This is a genomic window from cf. Phormidesmis sp. LEGE 11477, assembly GCF_015207105.1.
In the GTDB taxonomy this organism is placed as follows: Bacteria; Cyanobacteriota; Cyanobacteriia; order Phormidesmidales; family Phormidesmidaceae; genus Phormidesmis.
The window spans coordinates 1-21,352 of record NZ_JADEXO010000040.1; the positions used below are offsets into that span (position 1 = coordinate 1).

Here is a 21,352-nt window from a genome sequence, read left to right on the forward strand (position 1 = left end):
TGCTCAACCAAATCAAGCGGGATGTCGATATTGCGACTCATTATGGCTTTGAAATAGTTATCCATTCTCTACCTGGAGCGGCTTATCGAGATTGGTGCAAGATCTGAGCTAACCAATTTTGGGTTCGCGGGTTGAAAAAGCTAACAGCTTTATGAGTCTGTGGATCTTCACCTTTTGTTTTGATATGTTTTCTACCATTACAACCAAAACAAGCCCAGGACAGATTGTCAGAAGTGCTTTTTCCGCCTAAGAAACGAGGATAGATATGATCTGTAGTAAAGCTATCTGGTGAAAAATTGTCTGGGGAAAGACAGTATTCGCACCGATGATTAGCTCTTGATGCAACTTCTTGTCTAAGAGTAGACGATACTCGATCCGATTTAGGCGGCACGAGAAGACTCTTTAGAAGATGAAATCTCTTGGTTCAGAGTCATCAAATCGACATCTTTCAGCTTAGCTAACTCTATAAGTGAAGCTAAACGGTTTACTCGAAGTTCTTCTACTCGATCTTCAAATTTGATCAGTTCTGCATGTTCTGATTCGGTTAGCTGAGACCATTCACAGCGGTGACGTAAGTCGTTTAGCCTCAGCTGCTGTTCTTCAGGAAGTCGGCGCTGAATAATAGCAAGCAGCCGATTTTCTTCATCGCTAGTAGACGATTTTTGAACAGGCTCTGCTAACAACTCCAAAAGCTGGATAACAGCCGGAAGCTTCTCCTGAGACAGTTGCTCAATCAATAATATTGCTCTTTGACGGCTTTCTACCAACGGAGACATCCTGGATACGAAACTAGTCGTTAACTACAATAATAAGCGATTGGTAGCGATCACGAATCTCTAAAGTTGTCTAAAGTTGAGACTTGACTGCGGTTCGAATTGAAATAGGTTACGTATCGGCTATACGTTAAGGACTGAACAGCAAGTAGACAAGGTTACCTATGCAACGTGCTCAAGATGTGTGGTTCGATCATCTTCAGTCGGCGACTCACTACACTCAGTGGATTTTCGCCCAGCTACAGCCATATATAAAGGGGCGTACGCTAGAGGTAGGCTGCGGTAGCGGCAATTTTACGGCGCTGATTGCTCAAAACTGTTCGGAGCTGCTGGCGGTCGATCTAGATGAGGCGTATGCAGGGCAAACGCGATCGCGTCTCCAATCTGATCCCAACGCCAGCGCCCATGTCAAAGTCATCACCGCCGATGCCACGACGATGGAATTTGCCCAGACGTTCGACACTATTATCATGCTCGATGTGCTAGAGCATATTAAAGATGATACGGCGGTTTTAGCCAAACTCAGGCAGATGCTAGCGCCTGGTGGCAGCTTGATAATCAAGGTGCCTGCGCTCGAATCGCTCTACAATTCGCTAGACCAGGCCGTCGGCCATCACCGTCGCTATACGCCTGCGACTCTGCGAACAGCGCTGAATCAAGCGGCCTATACCCAGAGTGAATTGAGCTATTTTAATTTGGTTGGGATTGCGGGCTGGTGGCTAAACGGAATGAAGAGCCGAGTGACACCGCCGGGTGAGCAGGTGGGTTGGTTTGACCGCTGTGTCCCTTTATTTCAGGCTTTAGAGAGCCGACTGGGCTGTCCGATGGGACTATCGCTGTTTGCAGTAGCGAAGTGCGATTGATAGAGCCGTTGACGGGCGATCGCCAAGCATTCAAATTGATTTGAGCTTTATTTAATAAGGGTTGTAGCCTGCTGGTAAGGGTACAAGCCAAGTGCAGATCGCAACAAATTTTGTCTGGCACCTTTGAACCGACCCTTTGAGCAGGCTATAATCCGTCTGAATTCTCAGTACTTTCACGGGTAGTGGGCTGGCGGCATCTATCACCTGTTTCTTTTTCGGTATCCTTGCAGCGCTATCACGGCTTCTTAGATTTAGTTTCATTTAGCTTCTATGGTTTCCTCTCTCGCTAGTAATCCGACTCAGTTAGATCACTGCTCTTCTTTAGTTGAGATTTTGCGCTACAGGGCCCAGCACCAGCCGAATCAAATCGCCTATATCGGTCTAGAGAACGGAGAGAGTGAGTATGGTCGTTTGACTTATGCCCAGTTGGACTTGCAGGCGCGGGCGATCGCAGCTCATCTTCAGTCTCTTGGCGCATCTGGCTCTAGAGTTCTGCTCACCTTTCCGCTTTCAGACGGGTTGGCCTTTACCAGCGCCTTTTTTGGCTGTCTATACGCTGGCGCGGTAGCGGTCACTGCCTGGCCACCGCTGAACGAATCTCTTCTATTAGAGCTGCAGTACAAGGCTGTTGATGCCGAAGTCCAGTTCGCACTGACCACGCAGCCTTTGATGGCCCGGCTGTCAGAGCCTTTTGCCGTGACGCCACCGCTCGATCAAATTCATTGGATAGAGACCGACCGGCTAGATAATCAGAACGCCGATAGCTGGCAAATGCCACCGTTAGAAGATAAAACCCTGGCCTATTTGCAATACACATCAGGATCGACTGGCCTGCCAAAAGGCGCGATGATCAGCCACGGCAATGTGTTGAACAATTTGGCCATGATCTATGAGGCTTGTCAGTATACCGCCCAAGATATCGGGATTTGTTGGCTGCCGCTGTATCACGATTTGGGCCTGGTATGCGCGGTGATTCAGCCCGTTTATGCGGGCGGGCCAGCGGTGATGATGTCGCCTGTAGATTTTATTTTGAAGCCCTTGCGGTGGCTGCAGGCAATCTCTCGCTACCGAGGTACGATCAGCGGCGGACCAAACTTTGCCTTTGAGCTGTGCTTGCGTAAGATTACGCCAGAGCAAAGAAGCGGATTAGATCTCAGTAGCTGGGCGATCGCAGGTAATGGTGCAGAACCGGTTCTGCCTGACACCTTGGCACGCTTTGCCGCCGCCTTTGCGCCGTCGGGATTTCGCCAAGCAGCGTTTTGTCCGGCCTATGGTATGGCTGAAACCACTGTCATGGTCTCTACCACGCCCAGAGATTTGCCGCCAGTTATCAAGTCGATTCAGCGAGCTGCCTTAGAAAAGAACAAAGTTGTGCCGGCTGCTAATGAGGATGTCTCAGCGGCGAGAAAAGTGGTTGGCTGTGGCAGCATCGGCGCAAATCATCAGATCGCTATTGTCGATCCAGAGACGCTAAAGCGATGCGCTGAAGATGAGATTGGTGAAGTGTGGGTGGCTGGACCAAGCGTGGCTCAGGGCTATTTCAACAGAGAAGAGCAGACTGAACAGACGTTTCAGGCGATGACCGCAGCGGGAGAAGGGCCGTTCTTGCGAACCGGGGATATGGGGTTTCTTCAGGGCGATGAGCTGTTTATTACCGGGCGGATCAAGGATGTGATTATCCTATGGGGCAACAATCACTATCCTCACTTTATTGAAACAACAGTAGAAAAAAGTCATCCAACGCTACGTCCGGCTGGGGTTGCTGTGTTCGGCGTAGAGGTAGATGAAGAAGAGAGACTGGTGGTTGTCCAAGAGATAGAATCGCGGCATTTGAAGTCATTGAATCAAGCAGAGAATCAAGAAGCGGTGATTGGAGCGATTCGGCAGAATTTGGCGATGCATCATATGCTAGAGGCCCACGCGATCGCGCTCGTTCGCCCTGGCAGCACGCCTAAGACACCGACGGGGAAAACGCAAAGAAGAGCCTGCAAGGAAAAGTATATAACTGGTGAACTCAACATCATTCACGAGTGGAAGAACAGCGGCTCGGCTGAAGGAATCTTACTCGATCCAAATCTGATGTCTATAGAGGTGTAACAGAGACACAACAGATATTTTGTCTGAGTATGCAATTAGATCGAACTGCTGTTCTTCTACCGCGAAATTAATCTCTCTATTGATTCGTTCATAGTTTTATCAATCGATAAATAGTCACTAGCCCTATCATCAGAAGCCCTGTCATCAAAAGAGAAACGATGTTGGATTCCAGTATTACTAACTTTGTAGATTTGCTGAAATTCAGGGCGACAGAACATCCCGATAGAACGGCTTATATTTTTCTTGAAAACGGCGAACGCGAAGAAGCTAGACTAACCTACGCACAGCTAGATAGTAAAGCTAGCCAGATTGCCGACTATCTACTCCATTCAGGAGCCAAGCCAGGCGATCGCGCCCTGCTGCTCTATCCCGCTGGTCTTGATTTTATTACCGGATTTTTTGGCTGTCTGTATGCCGGCATTATTGCCGTTCCGGCCTATCCACCGCGCCGCAACCAAAGCCTAGAAAGACTGCAGGCGATCGCCCAAGACTGTCAGCCGACCCTAGCGCTTACGACTCAAAAGGTGATCGCCGATACGCAAAAAAGCTGGAAACAAGATCCGCTTTCTGCGAATCTGACCTGGCTAGCCACTGATGATTTGCCGCCGCTGCTATCTTGTGCCACAACTCCGCTTGACCGCTGGGATGTGGCTCTTGCCGCCGCTGAGAAAAGTCAGCATCTGGCATTTCTTCAGTACACCTCTGGTTCTACTGGCACGCCCAAAGGCGTCATGGTTTCTCACGAGAACATGCTGCACAACAGCAAGATGATCTACCTTTGCTTTGAGAGCGAACCGGATCATACTGGGGTTTCTTGGCTACCTTTTCACCATGATATGGGGCTAATTGGCGGTGTTTTGCAAACTGCTTACGGTGGCGGCACTGTTGTTCTGATGTCGCCTGTGGCCTTTTTGCAAAAGCCAATTCGCTGGCTACAGGCCATTTCGGACTACAAAGTCGTTACTAGCGGCGGGCCTAATTTTGCCTATGAGCTGTGTGCTCAAACTGCTAAGCCAGAACAGATTGCCGCGCTTGACTTGAGTCGCTGGAGCCTGGCATTTACTGGCGCAGAGCCCATTCGACCTGAAACACTACAGCGGTTTTCGGCAACATTTGCACCTAGCGGATTCAAAAGCAATACCTTTTATCCCTGCTATGGCATGGCTGAAACAACGCTGCTAGTAACAGGTGGATCTAGAAGCGCAGAACCAGTGATATACCACGTCAACTCGGATGCGCTAGAGCGTGACCGGGCGATCGCCAGCGCTATCCCCGCAGAAAGTAAGCCCGTAGTCGGCTGTGGCCGTAGCTGGTTAGGACAGAAAGTAGAGATTGTTGATCCCCAGACGCTGACGCCGTGTGAAAGCGGAAAAGTAGGAGAAATTTGGGTAGCGGGTAAAAGTATTGCCCAGGGTTACTGGCAAAGGCCAGAACAAACAGAACAGACCTTTGGGGCCAAGCTAGCGGGCAGCGAAGCCAGCTTTTTGCGTACGGGTGATTTAGGCTTTTTTCAAGACCAAGAGCTGTTTATTACTGGTCGTCTCAAAGATGTCGTGATCATTCGTGGCCGCAACCACTACCCTCAAGATATTGAGCAGACGGTAGAAAACGCCCACGAGGCGATGCAGCTCGGCGGCTGTGCGGCTTTCTCTATAGAAAAGAAATCGGCTGAGCAGCTAGTGGTCACAGCAGAAGTGACGCGCACTTATCTGCGTAGCTTGAACGAAGACGAGCAGGTAAAAAATGAGATTGTTCTAGCGATTCGCCGCGCTGTTTCTGAAGCGCATGAGCTCCAGATCTATGCTATCCAGCTTTTGAAAACGGGAAGTTTGCCTAAAACTTCTAGCGGCAAAGTGCAGCGTAAGCAGTGCCGTCGACAGTTTCTAGACGATAGCCTGTCGGTAGTAGGCGAGTGGAAAAGAGATCTGCAAGCTGTATCAGCTCCGACTGAAGAATTTTCTGTTGTACTCTCTGAGCTATCAACAGAGCCGGAGAAAATTCAGGCAGTAGAAGACTGGCTGACGCATCGAATCGCTCAAAGAGTACAGATAGCGCCGATTGAAATCGATCGTCAAGAGCCGCTCGCCAGCTATGGACTCAGCTCTTTGCAAGTAATCGAAATGTCTACTGAGCTAGAAGCCTGGTTAGGGCGTCCGGTGATGCCAACGATTGTGTATGATTTTCCGACGATTGCGGCATTGGCGCAGCAGCTCGTGACTGGAGACTCACAGGGGGTAGAGTCTGAGGATCTAGGGCGAATTCGAGCACAGAAAGTGAGTTTAGGAGAGGCGATCGCACTGATTGGTATGGGCTGTCGATTTCCGGGTGCGCCAGATATTCAGAGCTTTTGGCAGCTTCTACAAGATGGCCAAGATGCGATTACCGAAGTCCCGCTCTCGCGTTGGGATACCGATCAGCTTGAGTCGGTTTTATCCGCTCAGAACTCGGCGTCTCAGAATTCGATGTCTCAAAATTCAGCCTCGTCAAAGTTAGCGGCTCCAAAGCTAGCGAGATGGGGAGGGTTTCTCAAGCATGTCGACCGCTTCGATGCTAAATTCTTCGGCATTTCTCCTAGAGAAGCGACGTATATGGACCCTCAGCAGAGACTGCTATTAGAGGTTTGCTGGGAGACTTTAGAAAATGCAGGACTTTCCGTAGATCAGCTAGCCGGTAGTCAGTCGGGCATTTTCTTAGGCGTGAGCAATGGCGACTATTCGCGCGTGCAGGGCACCCAGCTCAATACAGATGTGTACTATGGCACGGGGAACGCCTTTAGCATCACCGCCAATCGACTCTCCTATCTGTTTGACTGGCACGGGCCTAGCTTTGCTATTGACACAGCCTGTTCTTCTTCTCTCGTAGCGCTGCATCAGGCGTGCCAAAGTCTGCGAACAGGCGAGTGTGATTTGGCCTTAGCAGGCGGCGTGAATTTGATGCTCAACCCTCAGCTAACCGTCACCTTTTCGCAGGCGCAGATGATGGCAGCAGATGGCCGCTGCAAGACTTTTGATGCGAGTGCCGATGGCTATGTACGTAGCGAAGGCTGCGGCGTGGTAGCGCTAAAGCGGCTGGCCGATGCTCAAAAAGATGGCGATCCGATTCTGGGCGTTGTACGCGGATCGGCGGTCAACCAGGATGGCCGTAGCAACGGGCTGACTGCCCCAAACAGCCTAGCGCAGCAGAGCGTGATCAAACAGGCGCTAGCGAATGCGGATATTAACGCCGAGCAGATTGACTATGTTGAGGCCCACGGCACAGGCACTTCGCTAGGCGATCCGATCGAGGTCAATGCGCTCAAGGCAGTTTTTGGTGAGAAAGAGGGTGGCGAGGCTCTGCAAACAGAGAATCGAACTTGTTACCTAGGCTCGGTCAAGACCAACATCGGTCACCTGGAAGCTGCTGCGGGCATGGCTGGATTAATCAAGGTATTACTTTCTTTGCAGCATGAAGAAATTCCGCAGCATTTGCATCTAGAAAAGCTTAATCCCTATATTCAGCTAGAAGAGACACCGCTAGAAATTCCAACAGAAAACAAAGCTTGGCCATCTGGAGACAGACCGCGAATTGCAGGCATTAGTTCCTTTGGCTTTGGGGGCACCAACGCTCATGTAGTCGTCTCAGAAGCGCCTGAGCTACCTGCCTCTAAGTCAGCCATTCCTCAGTCAGTTACTCCTGAGTCAGCTATTCCTAAGCCTGTTGCTTCTAGTTCAGTTGATTCCAAGTCAGTAGTCCCTAAGCGCGATCTAGAGCCAGCCTCTTCCTTGCACCTATTGACGCTTTCAGCCAAGAGTGACGCAGCGCTAAAAACGCAAGTATCGCAGTATCAAGACTGGCTGAAAAGAAACGACGGTTTATCTTTAGCAGATGTTTGCTATACCGCCAGTGCTGGGCGATCGCACTTCTCCCATCGCCTCGCCATTATCACCGTATCCACCATCCAGCTCCAACAACAGCTTCAAACCCTTAGCCCCAAACCCAAAGCCGCTGCCACCAAAACTCCAAAAATTGCCTTTCTCTTCACCGGACAGGGTTCGCAATACATAGACATGGGCCGAGCGCTCTACGAGACTCAACCCGTTTTCCGCCAGGCGATCGATCAGTGCGAAGAGATTCTTGCTAAGAAAGAAATTTCTCTATTAGCTGTTCTTTACCCTCATCATCAGCTAGACGACGTTGCTCAGCCTTCGGTTAGTGATTCTTCTCTCGACGAAACCGCCTATACCCAGCCCGCCCTTTTTGCTATTGGATACGCTCTAGCCCAACTCTGGCAGTCTTGGGGAATCGAACCGGATTTTGTGCTCGGTCATAGCGTCGGGGAATATGCTGCGGCCTGTATCGCTGGAGTTTTCAGTTTGGAAGAGGGGCTGTCGTTAATCGCAGAGCGAGGGCGGCTGATGCAGGCACTGCCTAGTGGCGGCGAGATGCTGTCGATTTTAGCGCCGCTAGAACAGGTTGAGGAATGGCTAGCACCCTATCAAGAGTCATCTGCTCGGGTGAGCATTGCAACGATTAATGGACCTAGTAGCGTGGTGATTTCGGGAGAAGGAGAAGTGGTGAGTGCGATCGCCCAGACACTCACCGAGCAAGGCATCAAAAACAAGAAACTTGCCGTCTCTCACGCTTTTCATTCTCCTTTGATGGCACCGATGGTTGAAGACTTTGCCACCATTGCCAGAGAAATTGACTATTCGCGGCCCAAAGTTCCTTTTATCTCTTGCCTAACTGGGGAAGTGGCTGATAGGGAAATCGCGACTGCTGACTATTGGACCCAGCATATAGAACAACCCGTGAAGTTTGCCAAAGGGATGGCCAGCCTGGATGAAAAGAGCTGTGATGTCTATCTAGAAATTGGCCCAAAGCCGCTGTTGCTAGGGATGGGAAAACAGTGCTTGCCGCTCCATAATTCAGAAGGTTCGGGAGGGTCAGAGGGTTCACGTTGCTGGCTACCTAGCCTTCGCTCAGAACAAGATGACTGGCAGCAGATGCTGAACAGCCTCGGTCAGCTATACACCAAAGGCGCAAAAATCAACTGGCCAGAATTCTATCGTTTCGCTTCGCACCAGAAAGTTCTCCTACCAACTTATTCCTTTCAAAGGCAGCGCTACTGGCTAGAGCCAGAGACTGCTTCCGCTTCTACCACTAATTCTCTTCTCAGTCGTCTATCAGCACCTAGTGAGCTACATCCGCTGGTAGGGCAGCGATTTGCTTCACCCGTTCCACCGATCCAATTCCAAACTCAGATTAGCCCTCAACAGCCTCACTATCTGACCTGCCACCGCGTATTTTCTCAGGCGATTTTGCCAGCGACTGCCTATCTCGAAATAGCGCTAGCCGCTGATGCTAGCACGGTTGAAGTTTCCTCTTCGACGCAAACCATTACCGATGTCGTTATCCAGAGAGGACTGATCTTATCCGAAGCTCAGCCGACAACGGTTCAAACTGTTCTAACGCCACAAGCGGACGGTACCCAGCAGTTTCAAATCTTCAGCTTAGAGAATGGCCCAGAGAAAGGCTCAGAGAAAAGCTCGGAAGAAACGGAAAATAAAACAACAAAACCTCGCTGGGTAGCCCATGCCGAGGGAACCATACAGCCAGTAGGTAGTCCGTCGCCTTCACCGATTGATTTAGCCGCGTGCAAGGCCAGCTTTCTACAGCAAGTTCCAGTAGCTGAATACTACGAAAAGCTACATACCCTCGGTCTAGAATACGGCTTAGATTTTCAGGCCATCCAGCAGCTCTGGGCTTCGCCAAATCAGGCTCTAGGAAAGATTGTTTTACCAGAATCACTACAGAAAAGCGCGGACCGCTATCGACTACACCCGGTACTGCTAGATGCGAGCTTTCAGATTCTAGCTGCTGCAGTTGGTGAAACGAATGCAAAAGAAATCTACTTGCCAGCGGGTGTGGAAGCGCTACAGGTTTACGGTGCGCTTGGCAGTTCGGTGTGGGCGATCGCATCTATTGTCACTAATGATGATGCAGCTGATACAGCCGAAAATGAAGCCTTTAACAGTAAACGTGCGAAACAGCTAATCAGCAACGTGCAGCTTGTAAATCCATCTGGTGCGGTGGTTGCAGAAGTCAAAGGACTGCTGCTCAATCGGACGAATAGAGAGATTCTGATGCGCTATCTTCAGCCGGAGGTACCGCCTGCTCTATATGAATTGACTTGGGAGGCAGCGCCCCTGGTGCCAGCCCCAGCACCTATCTTGCCCATTGAAAAGCAGTGGCTAGTGTTTGCTGCCGATCTAAAAGCGGAAGTTAGCGCGCAGGTGATAGAACAGATTGAAGCCAGGGGCGATCGCACCATCAAAGCCTCTTTCAGTAGCGCCTATCAGCAGCTAGACTCTCAACACTATCAGCTCAATCCCGCTAGCATAGACGACTTCAATCAACTAATCACATCGCTATCAGAACAACCCCTAGAAGGAATTATCTACCTGTGCGACCCTACTGCTCAAAATCACTACTGCGAAAGCGTGCTTCACCTCGTACAGTCACTGACTAAGACGCGCACCACGCCGCCGCTATGGCTAGTCACACAAGTCATTCAGTCTATCACACAGTTAGAAGAAACAAAGGAGCTGCGTCTACCGCACATTCAGCAGGCAGCTCTATGGGGATTAGGGCGAGTCATCGCGCTAGAGCATCCTGAGCTGAACTGTCGTCGGATCGATTTGGCATCAGGCTCAAATTCATCCGATATTGACCAGCTCATAGATGAACTTTACTCTCCTACTATCGAAGATCAAATCGCCTATCGACAGAACCAACGCTATATTGCTCGTCTATCAGCATACGAGCCAAAAAAAGATCTGCTTCCTATACCGGCTGGTCAGTCATTTCAGCTCAAGCTGAAAGAATATGGACTGATCAACAATATTTCACTTTTGCCTATTCAGCGGCGATCGCCGGGTCCGCGCGATGTAGAAATTCAGGTGGCCGCCGCTGGCCTGAACTTTCGCGATGTGCTCAACGTCTTGGGCTTGTTAAAAGAATACTATGCCGAGCAGCTAGGCATTACCCAGGCTAACCAGCTTACTTTTGGCTTTGAGTGCGCGGGCACAGTAGTGGCAAAAGGCGATCAGGTAGCCGATCTCGATATTGGTGATCAGGTCATGGCTACCATGCTTACCGATGGCGTCAGTCGATTTGTTACTACCCGCTCAGAATTTGTAATTCCCAAACCCGCTCAGATCACTTTTGCAGAGGCCGCGACGCTACCACTTGCCTTCTTAACGGCTTACTACGGCTTACAGTCCCTAGCGAATTTGAAAGCGGGCGATCGCGTTCTCATTCATGCTGCTGCCGGAGGCGTTGGTCAGGCGGCTGTTCAAGTCGCTCAGCGTGCTGGCGCAGAAATTTTCGCAACAGCTAGCCCTAGCAAGTGGGATTTCCTAAAAGAGCAGGGCATAGCTCATGTTATGAACTCTCGCAGTCTTGACTTTGCTAACGAAATTCTAGAAATCACAGAAGGCAAAGGCGTCGATGTCGTTCTCAACAGTCTAAACGGAGAATTCATCGACAAAAGCTTTGAAGTACTCGCCCAGAACGGTCGATTTGTTGAGCTAGGCAAGATTGGCATCTGGGATGAGCGGCGGGTTCAGCAGACCTATCCCACCGTCCAGTATTTCCCGTTTGACTTAGGGGAAGTCACCAAGCAGACGCCTGAAATTATTCGCAGTTTGTGGAAAGAGCTGGGTAACTTGTTTGAACAAGAACAGTTTCGTCCGTTGCCGATCAAAACTTTCCCAATTCAGGAGAGTCAGCAGGCATTTCGATACATACAGCAGGCTAAGCATATTGGTAAAATTGTGCTGACGTTGCCTGCGATCGAACCCAAAGAAAATAAAGCCGTTTCGATCGATAGCGATAGCTGTTATCTAATCACAGGCGGACTAGGTGCTTTGGGTCTAAAGGTAGCGCAGTGGATAGCAAAACAAGGTGGTAAGCGCATAGCGCTGATGTCAAGAAGAGCACCCTCAGTAGAGGCTCAGCAGGTGATTGAACAGCTAGAGGCGCTAGGGACTAGTGTTTTTGTTGTGCCAGGAGATGTGACGCGATCGCCCGACGTTGAAAACATAATTAGCCGGCTGACCACAGAGAACTCACCCCCACTGAAGGGAATCATTCACGCCGCTGGCATCTTAGAAGACGGCTTGCTCTCTCAGATGTCCTGGCAGCAGTTCGCTAAGGTGATGGCACCCAAGGTCAAAGGTGCCTGGAACCTGCATCAGGCAACGCAGTCTCTATCAGTAGATTTCTTCGTTTGTTTTTCTTCTGTTGCTTCTCTACTCGGCTCTCCTGGACAAGGCAACTACGCTGCGGCTAACGCTTTTATAGATGCCCTGATGCAGCATCGCAGCAAATTAGGCCAGCCGGGATTGAGCGTGAACTGGGGGCCGTGGGCAGAAGCCGGTATGGCCGCTCAGTTAGATACGGACGTTCAAAGTCGAATGAACGCTAGGGGCATTACGCTCCTCAATCCAGACAAGAGCCTGCAAACTTTAGGTGAGCTGATCGCTCAGTCAGCTCGTCAAGTTGGCGTATTGTCTATAGACTGGGCCAGATTCTCTGCTCAACTGCCGCCAGGCGTTTCTCTACCCGTACTAGAACGCTTTAGATCTGCTGTTGATGAGAATGAAGGCGATCGCCTTCAAGGACTAGAACAGCTAAAACAAGTGCCTGCTACGGAGCGCCGCAATCATCTAATGGCGCACATTCAAGCAGAAATTGCCGATGTGCTCGGCTATAGCTCGCCCGAAGAGATCGCCTTAGACCAGCCGCTAGCAGATCTAGGCGTAGACTCTTTGATGGCAGTCGAATTAGCCAATCAGCTAGAGTACAACCTGGGACCAACCATTCCAGCTAGTTTCTTGTTCGAGCATCCAACTCTAGAAGGCTTAGTTGAATACCTAATCGAACAAATGCCGTCTGTTGAGTTTGCCGAATAAGGCGAGATGATCGCTGCTCTCGTACAGCAAAGTTTTGTAGTCGTTACTTTGGTTACTGCTCTCGAATAATCGCATCTGCCATCTGATCTAGCAATGTACTGATACGATTGTGCTTTTTGATCAGCTTGTTCGTGTCGGGCTGCGATTCAGTAGCCAGCTTTGCCAGTTCTAGACTCGCACGAACCAGGCTGAAGACAGGACTATAGGTTGTAGGTTGACCGCCTCCGCCTTTGAGTCTCTTCGCTTTGGTAGATAGTTCTTCTAGAAGTGGCACCCAATCTTTGCCCGTATCAGCGGACTTTTTGCCAGCAGCCTTTTTCGTCGTTTTTTGCTTAGTCGCTGATGAATCAAAAGTTTGAACGATTGCGTTATTGTCTTTTGCGATCAGATAGACTTGCTTAAGACTGGAGCTAATACCCCTGCCAAAAAGAACGCTGTAAAAGCGAAAAAAGCCATCGTAGACAATCTTGTTTTGAAAGGGTAGCAGGATCGTCTGTACCCTAATGGGCAGATTTCTCTTGTCAATAAAATCTGAGGGGCCGCTGGTTAAGCCCAAAACCCCATATACAGTATCATCATCGGCAATAAAAATACTGTACTTCTTTAGAAAGCGCTCTATATAAAAGTCTCCGAAAATATAGTTTTTCCAGCTCGATATAGTCTCTAAACCCTCTTTGTCTATGTCTTCTGGGTTATCCTGCACAAAGCGATTAATCAGCTCGGTATGAGCAAAAAGATAATCTCGAACCTGTATTTTGTCTTCGGCCTCAGTCGCACAAAATGATTCAAAGTCTTTAACTTCTGGTAGAATCTGCGCCTCCTGATTGACATACCACTGAAGCGGTAGCATGAGACTCATAAATCGCTGGGCATCTGCAGGACTCAGTTTCATAAAAAGTCAGTACTCCTCGTCTTCGTCTGGCTCCGCAAGTTCATTACCTTGGTCTATCCAGTACTGCCAATCTTCGAAAGCCTGCATGCTTTCATCGTCACCCTTTACTATCTGAAGTTGACTTAAGGGAATAGCCACAACATCAGTTTGGCTGGCATCATCATATTCTATATCCACGAATATATCGGTCTCGAACCCATCAGTCTCAGACATGCCGATGATTCTTACCACTTCAGCTTTCGGCAGCTTTTGGTTTGACGCTTTGTGTGAAGAACTAGCAGTTGCTCGTTGAGCCTTAAGTGGAAAGTTCAGGTGATCTAGAAGATAAGAATACCAGCCCATAGAGACTTCGTATTTATCATAACAATCTACGATGATATCGTAGGTGATGCGGTGCTCACGTTCTTCGTCAATAGGAGGTCTTGCCATTTGCGGTTGCGATTATAAGAGGTTGCCAGACAGTAGCTTGCTAGCCGCTACTCGTAGCATCGGAAACACAGTGGATTTAATAACATCAGACCCATAGTAATAGGTTCCTTCGTAAATATTTTCTCCTAGTATAAATACAGCAACCTGTTGTCTATGTCGGTCGATGATCCAATATTCAGGAATTTGCCACCACTCATATTGCTGACGTTTCCAGTCGTAATCTCGCCGATAGTTTTCTGTTCTTTCACTACCCGGACTGACTATTTCAGCGACTAACAAGGGAGGGGGTGCGCCAAACAGTATCGCTCCCTTCCTGAGCTCAGCCATACGCTTTAGGTGCTCAGGCTGCAAAACAATGATGTCTGGCTTTCTATTGACTCTATTATCGCCGACTGGACGAACTTGAATTTCTATCGAAGAACTCTTAACCAACCGTCTATCAGCAGACAATCGTTTTAGTAACTCGCTGAATTCGTCTGCGATATAGGTGTTTTCTTCATCTTCAGGTGGCAACTCAATGACCTCTCCACTACTGAGTAAACGAAGATCGCCTTCTGAAGCTAGGTCAGAATAAAGATACTCTTCATAGTTTTTATAGCGAACAGACGTAAATGTCATAAGCCGACACTAGGCTGATTTTTACTGAGTATAGCAAACCGCATCTTGATCTTTGCGCTTCCTAACAGCTTCGGCTACTTAGCTCTGTCCATCTCCAATAGGCCAGACCGTCGATGCATCACGGTTATGAAAGTGCTAAACGGCTCAAAGAGAAAGTGTTGAAAGTGCTTTCATAGGCAGATGAAGCCACTCGGCTACGAAGATCTCAATATTTTTGATGACAGACTGTAGTAGTATCTAGATTACATCTCATTCATTTTTCTCTTCAGTTGTTTCTAAAGGGCAGGCGCTGAAGAAACTATTAGGTGAAAGGTAATTCTTTCTCTTAGTTTTTAGGCTCAGGCGGCATCTTAACTTAGCAAACTAAAAACGCGAGGATACCTCCGCTCGTAAGTAATGAAATCATTAGTCACACGTCGGCGGATGCAGCGCAGTCCCCTGACTTTGCTCGCCAGTACGACAGTTTTAGCAGGTTTGGTGTCAAGTCCACTTGACGCTAGCGCGGCCACTTTTAATCCTATTTCTCGTGTTTATGCCTACGGAGATAGCTATTCCGACACGGGAGCTTCTTTTGATATTTCCACTGGCGCTGTCGAGGCGGGCGTCTCAGGATCGTTTGTTTTACCAGCCGATCCGGCGCTAGGGCTCTACGATGCCGACGGCAGATGGACGAATGGGCCGACTGCTGTTGAAGTACTGGCTGACGGTATAGGCGCGGATCTCACTAGCTACGCGGTCGGCGGCGCTAAAAGCGGCAGCGGTAACTACTATAGCTGGCTAGATTCTTTTCAAGATACCGGCGTGTTTGGCCAGATAGATCAGTTCGCAGCCGAGCTGGGCGGAGCGCCTGCCGATCCAAACGCTCTATACTTTGTCTTTGCTTCGGCTAACGATTTCTTTGAGTACAGCGATTTTGGTCTGTCTGGCACAGTTGAAGAACTCGCTGCCCAAACGGTAGACAATATTGGCCAAAGTGTCTCTGATCTCTCGGCGCTAGGTGCGAGACAGTTTATGGTGGTTAACTCTTCAGATCTAGACATTTTGCCAGGGGTGATAGAGTTTGACCAGGTTGAGGGTGCAGAGCGCTTTACAGATTCGGTGAATAGCCTTTTGCGCGATGAACTAGAGGCGATCGCCCAGCAAGAAAATGTTGAAGTCGCGCTGTATGACCATATCGCTATTAGCAACAAGATTCGCGCAAATCCCCAAACCTATGAACTAGCCAACGTGATCGATCCTTGTCAGCCTGTTTTCCCGGTAGAGTTGCGCTGTGAAGCACCTAGAGAACACTATTTCTGGGATGAGTATCATCCGACAGAACGCGCCCATCAGATTATTGGCGAAGACATGGCTGAGTTTGTGGCCGACCAAACCGTTCCCGAACCCTTGACTACGCTTGGATCGCTAGTAGCAGGTGGATTTTTGTGGGGCTTAGCTAAATATCGCGCCAAGGCCGCCTAGCTTCTAACTGCAAACCAGATGATTAGCCACAGCGCCCTGATGCCGTCTTTCCAGCTAATTTTCTTGCCTTCTTCGTAGGTGCGTCCGTAATAGGCAATGCCTACTTCGTATAGTCGCCAGCGCCTGGGCGATCGCGCCATCTTGACTGTAAATTCCACCTCAAATCCAAAACCATCGCAGGTGAGTATCATGTCTTTCCACACTTCTTTGCGAAACATTTTGTAGCAAACTTCCACGTCAGAGAGCGTCGTATTACAAACGATGTTTAGTAAAGCTGAAATTGCTTTGTTGCCCAACAGATGATGAAAGTAGAGCACTCGATGTGGTTTGCCATAAAAGCGCGAACCATACACCACATCGGCCCGGCCTTCGACAATCAATCGCCACATCTCTTGCCAATCTCGCGGATCGTATTCTAGATCGGCATCTTGAATGACCATCACATCACCAGACGCCTGGTAAAAGCCTGCTCGCAAAGCTGCACCTTTTCCCTGGTTCTTTGGCTGCAGCACTAATCGAACTGTTGTCAACGCTGCCTCCTTAAACAAACCATGCCATGCTCTGGCCTGCGCGGCTGCGAGCCATTCCCTAGTGCCATCTGTTGATCCATCATCAACTACGACAATCTCTTTCTCAACTTGTGGCAGTGCTTCGTTCACCGATTGCAGTACAGCGCCGACTGTATGAATCTCGTTATAAATAGGAATAATGATGGAAAGCTTCATTAATTTGTCGATTGCAATTTTTGTGAAGGGAGCTTAGACGATTGATTATCTTATGCCACACGTCTGAAACGCAAAATGGCATACTAAAAGCGATCGCTGTCATCTAAGGATCTCTCTAGGGTTATTCGTCTATGCCGCTCAACCGTCGTCGCTTTGTTATTCTCAGCGGACTCGCCCTCGGCGGTGCAGCCGCTACAGCCACCTCGTGTAGTCCTTCTACTCCTCAGGCTAATGCCTCTGACTACTCAAAAAGCAGCGCAAACCCTACTGCCTCTACTCAGCCAAGTTCTCCGGCGTCTTCGCTTCCTCACGCACCTGCGCCTGCGGGTCTCTATGCGCCTCAGCGTGGTGACATTCGCCTGGCTGTGATCAGCGATCTTAATAGTGCCTATGGCTCTACTGACTACCGCTCAGAAGTCACTGAAGGCATCGCTATGCTACCAGACTGGCAGCCGGATATGGTTCTGTGCGCTGGCGATATGGTAGCGGGTCAAAGTCTCGATCTTTCTGCTTCAGAGATTGAGGCAATGTGGGCAGCCTTTGATGACCAGATCCTGTCTCCCATCCGCGCCGCCGGGCTACCATTCGCAATGACGATAGGTAACCATGATGCCTCTAGCTATCAGCGCAACGGCGAATTTATCTATGTTTTAGACCGCCAAGAAACACAAAAGTACTGGTCGGGGCACCAGTCCGATACCGATCTTACTTTCGTCGAAGCTAGCGGCTTTCCGTTCTACTACAGCTTCAAGCAGAACGATATCTTCTATCTCGCCTGGGATGCGTCTTCGGCGAATGTTCCTGTCGAACAGGTTGCCTGGGCCGACCGTGCCTTGTCTAGCCCTGAAGCGCAAAGTGCCCGGCTGCGAATTGTAATGGGCCATTTGCCTTTGTATGCTGTTTCGCAAGGGCGCGATCGCCCCGGTGAATATCTAAACCAGGCCGACGAGCTACAGCGCCTATTAGAACGCCACAATGTACACACCTACATCACCGGACATCACCATGCTTATTTCCCCGGCAAATCGGGTCAGCTAAACCTACTGCACTGCGGCGCATTGGGCAGCGGACCGCGATCGCTGTTGACCGCCAATACTGCCCCCTATCAAACGCTCACTATCATGGATATTTTTCTAGAGGCTGCCAGCGTGGTGTACACCACCTACAACATGAACACCCAAGAAGTTGTCAATCTGCAGCAGCTTCCTCGTCAGATTGTTGGCCCTACTAGCCGCGAGCTGCGACAAGATGTTTACCTAGAAGACCTCACGCCTGCCGAACAGTCTCAGCAATATGTTCCTACAGAAACCTGACTATATAAAAGGTTCACCATTCCAAAGTCTACTGTTGCGCCCCTGGGCTCGAACGAAGTACTTTCCGTACGCTCGCTCAAACAGAGTCCAAAGATAACTATCTGTTAACCCGCGCTTAAAGCGGTCACTGGGCTCGTATCCTAGTGACTAGACGCAACTAAGATATCTGCTATGAAAAGAGCTGCTGTGTTTGGCCTCTTCGCTATTCTATCGATTGCCACGCCCCAAAGCGCGATCGCCGATGAGGTATGGACAACAGAAGAATATGACGTGGTCTATCAAGAAGATCGCAACAATACTGCTATATGGACCTATGGCGATGGCTTAGGCACTATCTTCATCGATGGCTTAGCTGGCGTCTATACCGATCGAGGCACCTACGGCGGCTATTGGGTGCAAGACTCTTCTTCCCTACGCTGCGATACCTTTCGAGAAGGTGCAGACGGTGAGCCGACCTACCACTGGGGAAGTTTTGATATCACCTTTATGGATCCCGATTTCCCTTCTCGCTGGGAAGCTGAGTTTGGCCTGTGCGATCGCATCACCACTATCCAGCTCACCGGTACGCCTGTCATTTCTCGGTAAGCTTCTATACAGAAGCTCTGTCATTCTTACCATTAGCCGCTATAGTGTTGTCGAATAAATTCTATTGATGCAGTTTGATTTGAGGCGAAACCTATGAAGCAAGTCAATTTCGTAGTGATTTTCGTAATCTGTTTGGCGCTGGTGCTCTTTGGCATTGAAAACACCACGCCGTCCGTTATTCACGTGGTTAAAGGGGTAGATTTTGAAGCGCCGCTGAGCGTCGAGCTGATCATCGCTGCAGGTATTGGTGCCACACTGGCCTGGGTGTTTAGCGTCTGGGTACAGGTACAGAGCTACACCCAAAAGAAACCCGAAATTGAGCAGCGCGAACTCAGGATTCAGCAGCTAGAAGAAGATGTAGAGCGCTACCGAGTCGAGCTAGAGCAAGCGCCGATGCTGCCTCAGGCTGATTCTCAAGCCGATGTTGAAGATGCTTTCGTTCAATAAGGTCTGCTTGGGGCAAAATTTTTGTGTCAGAATTCTCTATTCTTTATAGAATAGGCGTACTAGAGTATGTTCGTACTTAGTGTGTGTCTACCTAGCTACTTTTGTACTGCTTTTATAAGAATGCTAATAAGCGTTAAGCGCGCTTGTGCTAATGTACGCATTCGTGTAGGCTCGGCTCACTATTAACGCATCTCTCAATTTAGAGTCTTTTCTCTCAACAGTTTTGGCTCATGTGGATGTACTAAGAGAGCGTATGAGTGCGAGGTGGGTAAGTGCGAAGTAATGTTATGTTGTGCAACCGAACGGACGGCTTAGCTGTTTATGTCTAGTTCCTTAGCTCAAAGCGCGATCGCGTTTCTCATAGACCTGGCTGAGAAAGGGGAAATCGATCCCTGGGATGTGCAGGTAATTGAGGTGATCGACCGCTTTCTCAAGACTTTAAAGGAACAGCCTGCCGCCGTTCAGCCCAAAGAGCAGGGGCGATCTTCTTACGAATCAAGCCTCAGTGAGTCTGGGCAAGCTTTTCTGTACGCCTCTATGTTGGTGCTGCTCAAGGCGGATACCCTAGTGCGTCATGAGTTAGAACAGAGCGAAGAAGCCTTTGAAGAAGACTTTTTTGATGAAGACGAAGACTATGGCGACAGCGAGCTGCCTAAACACTTAGAAAGGCATATTCACCGCCGTCCAGTTGCCCCTCCCCCTGCCAAGCGTCAGGTGACTTTAGCGGAGCTGATCGAGCAGCTAGAGTCAATTGCCGCCGCCATGAGTGAACCTTCGAGAGTGCGATCGCACCGGGCCAAACCTCACTCCAAAAGAGAAGCCGTTCGGGCCATCTCTGAGCTGGCCCATCAAGAGAATCTTAATGAGATCGCCGACGCGCTCAACGCCTTTCTCGAAAATCACTGGGACGACGTGTTTGAAGATACCGTCAACTGGATGGATTTTGAGCTATTGCTAACGCATTGGGCCAGCTTTCGCCCCGATATTCTGGGCGGACCGATTAAAGGAGAATTGACTGAATCTGACTACAAGCATGAAAAAGTCGGCGTCTTTTGGGGACTGTTGTTCTTGACTTCCCAGTCAAAAGTAGAGCTATTACAAGAAAACTTCTACCAAGATCTCAAAGTTCGTCAGCTCAACGAAGTAACGCTTGCAGAAGTGCCAGACTATGTGTTGCCAGATTAGCGATCTGCCGTTTGAGCGCAGATACAACGTTTGGGACTTTAGCAATATTCCTGTACCTGTTGAAGCGTAAGTGTATACTACTGGCGAATGGAAACAGCTACCTCAGCGGCAACCTCGCTATTATCAAACGCTCGTTAGCGAAACCTGCTGGCTGAAGCCTCTTAATTTATGATCATTCGCCACGATGTTGACCCTGCTCTTTATCTAGTATCATCAGCACAGTTTCCAGCCGTTTTTGCTGTCGATAGCTTTCAAGAAGAGGTATTGGTTACCTATGACAAGATTGACGAACTGCTAAAGCCTAGCCTAGTCGTCTCTGTTCAGCCAGAGCCGGAATTCTACACTCGCTGCGATGGCATGGGGATGCTGATTCGGTCCGACTGGGTCTTGAGTGCGGCGCATGTTGCCATAGAGCTGTCGACAGAGGCCGAGATTGTGATCGCTCACCAAACCTATCTTATAAAAGAGATTGTTCTACATCCTCAGTTTCTTGACTTTGACGGAACAGAGCTCGCGAAAAATGACATCGCCCTTATGCAGCTAAAAGCTCCTGTCGAAAATGTGATGCCTTTACCGCTGTATCAGCAGAAAGAAGAGGCAGGAAAGATCGCTACTTTTGTAGGTAGAGGCGATTTTGGTACTGGTTTGATCGGGCCAGACCAGGTAAATGGCAAGATGCGAATGGCTACGAATCGGATTGAACAATCAGACGATCAGTGGCTAGTATTTTCCTTTGATGCGCCGCCGAACTGCACTGAGCTAGAGGGCATTTCTGGGCCTGGAGACAGCGGTGGTCCGGCGCTGATCGAGACGCAGTTTGGGTGGGCGATCGCAGGCATCAGCTCAGGCCAAAAATCATTCAACTTGGGCGAAGGTCGCTATGGTGTTTGGGAGTATTACACCCGAGTTTCTTCTCACATAGCTTGGATCAAATCAATCACTAGAAGCTGAGATAGAGAGACTGCCTATGATCACAGATAAAGCGTTGGAAAATAAGACAGTGGGCTCAT

At 49.4% G+C, this 21,352-nt stretch carries 15 protein-coding genes; 9 read left to right on the forward strand and 6 right to left on the reverse strand.

Going from position 1 to position 21,352, the window contains the following annotated elements:
• Positions 1-82: 82 nt before the first annotated feature.
• Complete coding sequence (locus IQ256_RS30405; RefSeq protein ID WP_193856032.1) at positions 83-391, reverse strand: HNH endonuclease; 309 nt, start codon at positions 389-391, stop codon at positions 83-85.
• On the reverse strand, positions 381-776 hold the full coding sequence (locus tag IQ256_RS13330; RefSeq protein ID WP_193856033.1) for a hypothetical protein: 396 nt from the start codon (positions 774-776) through the stop codon (positions 381-383). Before IQ256_RS13330 ends, IQ256_RS30405 begins: the two co-directional genes overlap by 11 nt.
• A gap of 161 nt (positions 777-937) precedes the next feature.
• On the opposite strand from IQ256_RS13330, the gene IQ256_RS13335 reads away from it, so the two are divergent.
• The 3 genes from IQ256_RS13335 (at position 938) to IQ256_RS13345 (ending at position 12,687) form a co-directional block, all read left to right on the forward strand.
• A complete protein-coding gene (locus tag IQ256_RS13335; RefSeq protein WP_193856034.1) occupies positions 938-1,636 on the forward strand; it encodes a bifunctional 2-polyprenyl-6-hydroxyphenol methylase/3-demethylubiquinol 3-O-methyltransferase UbiG in 699 nt (232 codons plus the stop codon).
• Positions 1,637-1,906: 270 nt separating this feature from the next.
• Positions 1,907-3,733 (forward strand): fatty acyl-AMP ligase, encoded by a 1,827-nt coding sequence (locus tag IQ256_RS13340; protein ID WP_193856035.1) that lies wholly within the window; start codon positions 1,907-1,909, stop codon positions 3,731-3,733.
• Positions 3,734-3,891: 158 nt separating this feature from the next.
• Complete coding sequence (locus IQ256_RS13345; protein ID WP_193856036.1) at positions 3,892-12,687, forward strand: type I polyketide synthase; 8,796 nt, start codon at positions 3,892-3,894, stop codon at positions 12,685-12,687.
• Between the two features lie 52 nt (positions 12,688-12,739).
• Here the strand turns inward: IQ256_RS13345 and IQ256_RS13350 are convergent, their stop codons facing one another.
• Genes IQ256_RS13350 through IQ256_RS13360 form a run of 3 tightly spaced genes read right to left on the reverse strand, consistent with a single transcriptional unit; the run spans position 12,740 to position 14,626 of the window.
• Entirely contained in the window at positions 12,740-13,579 is an 840-nt protein-coding gene (locus IQ256_RS13350; RefSeq protein WP_193856037.1) for a hypothetical protein, read from the reverse strand.
• A gap of 6 nt (positions 13,580-13,585) precedes the next feature.
• Positions 13,586-14,008, reverse strand: coding sequence for a calcium-binding protein (locus IQ256_RS13355; RefSeq protein ID WP_193856038.1), 423 nt, complete (start codon positions 14,006-14,008; stop codon positions 13,586-13,588).
• A 12-nt stretch (positions 14,009-14,020) separates the two neighbouring features.
• Positions 14,021-14,626, reverse strand: coding sequence for a Uma2 family endonuclease (locus IQ256_RS13360; protein WP_193856039.1), 606 nt, complete (start codon positions 14,624-14,626; stop codon positions 14,021-14,023).
• A gap of 396 nt (positions 14,627-15,022) precedes the next feature.
• On the opposite strand from IQ256_RS13360, the gene IQ256_RS13365 reads away from it, so the two are divergent.
• Entirely contained in the window at positions 15,023-16,087 is a 1,065-nt protein-coding gene (locus tag IQ256_RS13365) for an SGNH/GDSL hydrolase family protein (RefSeq protein WP_193856040.1), read from the forward strand.
• Here the strand turns inward: IQ256_RS13365 and IQ256_RS13370 are convergent.
• On the reverse strand, positions 16,084-16,812 hold the full coding sequence (locus IQ256_RS13370) for a glycosyltransferase family 2 protein (protein WP_193856041.1): 729 nt from the start codon (positions 16,810-16,812) through the stop codon (positions 16,084-16,086). The genes IQ256_RS13365 and IQ256_RS13370 overlap by 4 nt on opposite strands.
• Before the next feature lie 131 nt (positions 16,813-16,943).
• Between IQ256_RS13370 and IQ256_RS13375 the strand changes: the two genes are divergently transcribed.
• From IQ256_RS13375 to IQ256_RS13395, 5 genes are all read left to right on the forward strand, one after another.
• Positions 16,944-18,125, forward strand: coding sequence for a metallophosphoesterase (locus IQ256_RS13375; protein ID WP_193856042.1), 1,182 nt, complete (start codon positions 16,944-16,946; stop codon positions 18,123-18,125).
• A gap of 171 nt (positions 18,126-18,296) precedes the next feature.
• Positions 18,297-18,710: a hypothetical protein gene (locus tag IQ256_RS13380; RefSeq protein ID WP_193856043.1), complete on the forward strand. Its 414-nt coding sequence runs from the start codon at positions 18,297-18,299 to the stop codon at positions 18,708-18,710.
• A 93-nt stretch (positions 18,711-18,803) separates the two neighbouring features.
• Complete coding sequence (locus IQ256_RS13385; protein ID WP_193856044.1) at positions 18,804-19,157, forward strand: LapA family protein; 354 nt, start codon at positions 18,804-18,806, stop codon at positions 19,155-19,157.
• Positions 19,158-19,478: 321 nt separating this feature from the next.
• Positions 19,479-20,342, forward strand: a complete 864-nt coding sequence (locus tag IQ256_RS13390) for a segregation/condensation protein A (protein ID WP_193856045.1) — start codon at positions 19,479-19,481, stop codon at positions 20,340-20,342.
• 168 nt (positions 20,343-20,510) lie between these two features.
• Positions 20,511-21,293: a trypsin-like serine protease gene (locus IQ256_RS13395; RefSeq protein WP_193856046.1), complete on the forward strand. Its 783-nt coding sequence runs from the start codon at positions 20,511-20,513 to the stop codon at positions 21,291-21,293.
• Positions 21,294-21,352 lie beyond the last annotated feature (59 nt).